The 1,809-nt window shown below is 55.7% G+C and carries 3 protein-coding genes; all 3 read right to left on the bottom strand.

Going from position 1 to position 1,809, the window contains the following annotated elements; all coding sequences use genetic code 11:
* Positions 1-446: Gfo/Idh/MocA family protein (locus tag WCE46_RS01195; RefSeq protein ID WP_424731869.1), on the bottom strand; the 446-nt coding region annotated here is incomplete at its 3' end.
* 1 nt (position 447) lies between these two features.
* Positions 448-1,539 carry a DegT/DnrJ/EryC1/StrS family aminotransferase gene (locus WCE46_RS01190; RefSeq protein ID WP_424731868.1) on the bottom strand — a complete coding sequence of 364 codons (1,092 nt, stop codon included), beginning with the start codon at positions 1,537-1,539 and terminating at the stop codon, positions 448-450.
* Positions 1,540-1,615: 76 nt separating this feature from the next.
* The coding region (locus WCE46_RS01185) for a hypothetical protein (RefSeq protein ID WP_424731867.1) at positions 1,616-1,809 on the bottom strand (194 nt) is incomplete at its 5' end.

The following is a 1,809-nucleotide window of genomic DNA, read 5'->3' as shown; positions in this document are numbered from 1 at the left end:
ACCCGGGCGGAGGCGGGATTATGCCTTTTTAATTCCACATACAGGGGTTTTGTCACGATCTTTTTTATTTCGGCGATGATCGGATTGAAACGCTCGATGTGCCCGACGCCGACGGTGATCCCGGCAGGGCGGACCGCCATGAGCTCCCGGGCCTCAGCCGCCGTTGCGCAGATCGGTTTTTCGATGAACGTGTGCTTCTTTGCAAGAAAGACCTGCCGGACAACCCCCGCATGGAACTGGGTCGGCACGCAGACACTCACCACATCCACATGCGCGAGCAGGTCGTCAACGGTTTTATATACGGTCGCACCGTGCTGCTTCCCGATCGCTTCGGCGGCTTGTGCGTTCACATCGCAGACCCCGAGATGATCGACGCTCTTGAGTTCGGAATAGACGCGGACGTGGTTTTTCCCCATCGCCCCGACACCGATCACACCGACATCCATGTTATTTCACCTTATTGATGGTCTCGCAGACATACGCGAGGTCTTTTGTGTCAAGCGACGGGTGCACCGGCAGGGAGAGCACGGTCCCGGAAAGCCGGGTCGCCACCGGGCAGGGATCGGGATCGGCGACCGGTGCATAGAGCGGCTGGCGGTGGATCGGAATCGGATAGTGTACCGCAGAGCCGATGCCTTTTGCCTTGAGGAGATCCATGAGGGCACTCCTTGTGAGCGGGAAGTCATTTGTCACCTGTATCACGTACTGGTGGTACACGTGCTGGACATTTTCGGCGACCTTTGGCTTGACGATACCCTTTGCCGTGAGGTTGGCCGCATAGTATTCAGCGTTCTTGCGCCTGCGCATGTTGAACTTTTCCAGTTTCTTGAGCTGGACAATCCCGATCGCAGCGGCGATATCGGTCATCCGGTAGTTGTAGCCGAGCATCGTGTGAAGGTACTTCTCGCTCTGGCCGTGGTTGACGATAAGGCGGAGTTTGTCTGCCAAGGGCTTATCGTTCGTCGTAACCATCCCACCCTCACCCGTGATCATGTTCTTTGTCGCATAGAACGAGAAGCAGGCAAGCTTGCCGAGGTTCCCTGCCTTGACTCCATGGTAGAGCGCGCCGTGGGCCTGCGCCGCGTCCTCGATTAAGGGGATCGCGTGTGCTTCGCAAATCTCAAGGATGGGATCGACATCAAAGGGCTGGCCGAAGAGATGGACACCGATGACCGCTTTGGTCTTCGGAGTGATTCGTTCCTTCACCTGATCGGGACGGATAGTGAAGGTCTGCTCGTCTACATCGGCAAAGACCGGTTTTGCACCGCACATCGAGACCGAGGTTGCCGTCGCAATAAACGAGAATGCCGGTACAATCACCTCGTCACCGGGGCCGATCCCTGCAGCAAGCAGCGCCGCATGGAGCGCAGCCGTCCCGTTATTGACCGCCACCGCATGGGCAGTTCCGCAGTATCCGGCAAACTTCTGCTCAAACTCGGCAACTTTCTCTCCCTGTGCCAGCATGCCGGACATCAGCACATCCGATACAGCCGCCACTTCATCCGGCCCAATTACCGGCCGCGCTACAGGTATCTGCATGCCTCACGTCCTTTTTGTAAAAATAAACGTATTCTTTAGAGTAAAAATAGGTAATAATCGGATAATATCATTCCTGTCAGGAACCTGATTCCCGATTCCCGTACCGACCGGTGTTCTGGAAGATAGGTACATTAGGTCTGGATGTGCATATAATCCTGACAAATCTCGCGCGGGAGGAGTTGCCACGCATCACATCATTTCCATCGGGGATTTTGACCGCAGCGCAATCGATCGTCTGCTGGATCATGCACAACAGATCGAGAAACAGAA

Origin of the sequence: Methanoregula sp. (assembly GCF_049690535.1) — an archaeon.
Classification (GTDB): domain Archaea; phylum Halobacteriota; class Methanomicrobia; order Methanomicrobiales; family Methanospirillaceae; genus Methanoregula.
Note: the sequence above shows the minus strand (reverse complement) of the source record. Positions and strands in the feature narration are given on the sequence as shown.